Origin of the sequence: Hyphomonas sp. (assembly GCF_046313735.1) — a bacterium.
Taxonomy (GTDB): Bacteria; Pseudomonadota; Alphaproteobacteria; order Caulobacterales; family Hyphomonadaceae; genus Hyphomonas.
Window position 1 is genome coordinate 1 of the sequence record NZ_JBKBXW010000073.1, and the last position, 3300, is coordinate 3300.

The 3300-nt window shown below is 66.4% G+C and carries 5 protein-coding genes; 4 read left to right on the forward strand and 1 reads right to left on the reverse strand.

All coding sequences use genetic code 11. The annotated features are described in order from the left end of the window. The 4 genes from ACK4SV_RS16305 to ACK4SV_RS16320 all read left to right on the forward strand — a co-directional run. Positions 1–632: peptidylprolyl isomerase (locus ACK4SV_RS16305; protein WP_409918898.1), on the forward strand; the 632-nt coding region annotated here is incomplete at its 5' end. After that, positions 629–1879, forward strand: coding sequence for a bifunctional glutamate N-acetyltransferase/amino-acid acetyltransferase ArgJ (argJ, locus tag ACK4SV_RS16310; RefSeq protein WP_409918899.1), 1251 nt, complete (start codon positions 629–631; stop codon positions 1877–1879). The genes ACK4SV_RS16305 and argJ, both read left to right, overlap by 4 nt. Then, positions 1876–2280, forward strand: a complete 405-nt coding sequence (gene mutT / locus ACK4SV_RS16315) for an 8-oxo-dGTP diphosphatase MutT (protein ID WP_409918900.1) — start codon at positions 1876–1878, stop codon at positions 2278–2280. The genes argJ and mutT overlap by 4 nt, the downstream gene beginning before the upstream one ends. A gap of 18 nt (positions 2281–2298) precedes the next feature. After that, positions 2299–2475 (forward strand): Flp family type IVb pilin, encoded by a 177-nt coding sequence (locus ACK4SV_RS16320; protein ID WP_409918901.1) that lies wholly within the window; start codon positions 2299–2301, stop codon positions 2473–2475. A 7-nt stretch (positions 2476–2482) separates the two neighbouring features. On the opposite strand, the gene ACK4SV_RS16325 is transcribed toward ACK4SV_RS16320, so the two are convergent. Beyond that, a partial coding sequence (locus ACK4SV_RS16325; protein WP_409918902.1) for a methyltransferase domain-containing protein occupies positions 2483–3300 on the reverse strand: 818 nt, incomplete at its 5' end.

The following is a 3300-nucleotide window of genomic DNA, read 5'->3' on the forward strand; positions in this document are numbered from 1 at the left end:
AAGCGCTGCGTAAGGGGCTCGACCGCGACCCGTTCGGGCAGCGCCGGCTGGAGCTCGCGCGTGAGCGCATCCTCGGCAATCTGCTGGTCGAGAATCTGGTGGCCGAACAGGTCACCGATGAAGCGGTCGACCGGATGTATTCCGAACAGGTGCGGCTGCAGCAGCTGAATGACCAAGTCTCGATCGCGCATATCCTGACTGAGAGCCAGGCAGACGCCGAGGCGGTCTGGCTGCGCATCCAGGCGGGAGAGACATTCGAAAGCCTCGTCTTCAACCATTCGAAAGATACCGCGACGCGGATGGAGAATGGCGACCTCGGTTATGTGGCGCCGAATGACCAGCCGGAGCCGTTCCCGCTGGTGATTGCCAACACGGCGGTGGGCGAGGTGTCGGCGCCGTTCGAATCAGAGGCCGGCTGGCATATCCTGAAAGTGAAGGACCGGCGCACCCGCCCCCCAAAGACGCGCGAGGAGATGCGCCCCGAGATCGCGACGCTGCTCACCTTCGGCGAAGTCAGCCGCATCCTGCGCCGCCTGCGCGCCGAGGCGGAGATTGCCCGCGGCGGGGAAAGCTACGAGCCTGACACCCCGCCTGCTTTGCCCTCCGATCCGATCATGGGAGATGATCTTTGAACCTTAAAACTTCGCCTTTTGCGCCGGAATCCTTTCCTGAACTGCCGGAGGTGCGCGGGGTGCGCGCGGCGGCCGGCAGCCGCGGCTTCTATGCGCGGCGCGGTGTGACGCGCGATGATGTGTTTCTCGCTGTCTTCGAGCCCGGCACGGCCTGTGGCGGCGTGTTCACCCGCTCGTTGACGGCGTCGGCCGATGTGCGCTGGTGCCGGGACGCGCTGGCGGCAGGGGGCGGACGCGCGCGGGCGCTGGTAGCCAATTCGGGCAATTCCAATGCCTTCACCGGGCCGAAAGGCGTCCTCAAGAATGAGGCGACGCTGAAGGCGCTGACTGAGGCGCTCGGCGCGCCCAGGGAAGAATGTTTCCTGGCGGCAACCGGTGTCATCGGTGAGCCGCTGAGCGATCCGAACTATGTGGGCGCGTTTGTGCCGGACTTGTCCGTGAAACTTGGCGCGCCGGACTGGGAAGCGCTCGCCCGCGCTTTCATGACGACGGACACCTACCCCAAGGGCGCCGGCAAGGTCGCGGAGATCGGCGGCGCCGAGGTGCGCTTTGCCGGCATCGCCAAGGGCTCCGGCATGATCGCGCCGAACATGGCGACGATGCTGTCCTATGTGTTCACCGATGCCGCGATTGCGCCGGTGCTGCTGCAACTCGCGCTCGCCCGTGCGGCGGATGAGACGTTCAATGCGATCACGGTGGACGGCGACACCTCCACCTCCGACACGCTGATGGTCTTTGCCACCGGGGCGAGCGGCATGGACGAGATCACCTCGGAGGAGGATCTGCGTTTCCGGGCTTTCTCGGCGGCGCTGAAGGCGGTCTGTCGTGACCTTGCGATGCAGGTGGTCAAGGACGGGGAAGGGGCCAGCAAGGTCGCGGCGATTCAGGTGGAGGAGGCTGCCACACCGGCCTCGGCCAAGAAGATCGCCTGCGAGATTGCCAACTCCCCCCTGATCAAGACCGCGATGGCGGCAGGGGATGCAAACTGGGGCCGGATCGTCATGGCCGTCGGCAAGGCGTATGAGCCCATCGATGCGGGCCGGCTCGCGATCTGGTTTGATGATGTCCAGGTGGCAAAGGACGGTGCCCGCGCGCCGGATTATGACGAGGCGGCGGCGAGCGCGGTGTTTGCCAAACCTGAGTTCACCATCCGCGTCTCGGTCGGCGCCGGGTCCGGCCGGGCGACCGTTTGGACCTGTGACCTGACGCATGGCTATGTCGACATCAACGGCGCCTACCGGACATGAGCGGGCCGGTCCTGCTGGTGGTGGCGGCTGCGCTGTTTGACGGGGAGGGGCGGGTGCTGCTGGCCCAGCGCCCGGAAGGCAAGCAGCTGGCCGGGCTGTGGGAGTTTCCCGGCGGCAAGCTCGAGCCGGGCGAGACGCCGGAAGCGGCGCTGGTGCGCGAACTGCAGGAGGAGCTTTCGATCACGGTTAATGAAACCGCACTCGAACCGCTGACTTTCGCGAGCTTCGCTTACCCCGCATTTCACCTTTTGATGCCACTCTATGGGTGTCGAAACTGGACCGGTGCCATGGATCCGAGGGAGGGTCAGGCGATTGCCTGGGTGGCGCCGGAAAATCTACGGCAATACAAGGCGCCGCCGGCAGATTTACCCCTGTTTGACTGGCTCGCCGCAAAGCGATGATGGGACTTGATGATGGCCATGCTCCAACCACTCCTCCGCCGCCTCGCCCGCGATGAGCGCGGCGCGACGGCTGTCGAATATGGCCTGATCGCAGCCCTCATCGTTGTCGCTGTCGTCGCGGGCGTGACCAGCGTCGCGGAAGAAAACACCAAGATGTATAACAAGATCGAAGAGGCCGTTATCGGCGTCTCCTGAGCTGCGCTCATTTTTCTTCAATTGGGTTGCCTGACGCACGCACGGCGTCGGCGAGGTTGATCCTGGCACTGCCGGGTTTGAGCGGTTGCGGCTGTCCGGGGGCCGGGGCCCAGCCGGAGAGGTGGATGATCTCAAAGGTCGCGCGCACCCGCCCGTCCGGATCACTGTAACGTTCCGCATAGAGCGCCATCGCGCGCGCCAGCACCCGCCGGGGCAGCGGCCGCGCATGGCCGGGCATGAAGGCGGCGCGCTCACCCATCCCTTTCAGATCGCGGAGCAGGTCTTCCGGCGCGCGGTAGCGCACGGTGACGGTGTCGCGGTCGGCCACCGGCAGGGCGAAGCCGGCGCGCTGGAGCAAGGCCGCCGCATCGCGCAGGCCAGGCAGGGGCGAGAGGCGGGGGCTGAGGCCGCCGGTGAGTTCGGTTTCGGCTTCGGTCAGCACGTCCCTCAATTCCATCAGCGTGCCGGCGCCAAACAGGGCGCCAAGGAACAACCCGTCCGGTTTCAGGGTGCGGCGGATCTGGATCAGCGCGCCCGGCAGATCATTGACCCAGTGCAGGCTCAGCGGCGACAGGACCAGGTCGAAACTTTCCGGCGCGAAGGGCAGCGCTTCTTCGTCTGCCAGCACGCTGGCAAGGCCGCGCTGCGATGCCATGTCGACGAAGGCCGGCGCGGTGTCGGCGGCGGTCATCGTCTGCGCCTTGCCGCTGGCCAGCACGGCTGCCGCAAGTTCGCCTCCCGCCGCGCCGAGTTCGAGACCGGCGGCGAAGATACGCGGGGTATCGGCCAGACGGCTCTCGAGATCGCTCGACACGCGGGCGCGCA

Bases quoted from the DNA above. Each gene is read 5' to 3' on its own strand.
- mutT (WP_409918900.1), top strand. From the start codon at position 1,876: ATGAGCGGGCCGGTCCTGCTGGTGGTGGCGGCTGCGCTGTTTGACGGG.
- ACK4SV_RS16320 (WP_409918901.1), top strand. From the start codon at position 2,299: ATGCTCCAACCACTCCTCCGCCGCCTCGCCCGCGATGAGCGCGGCGCG.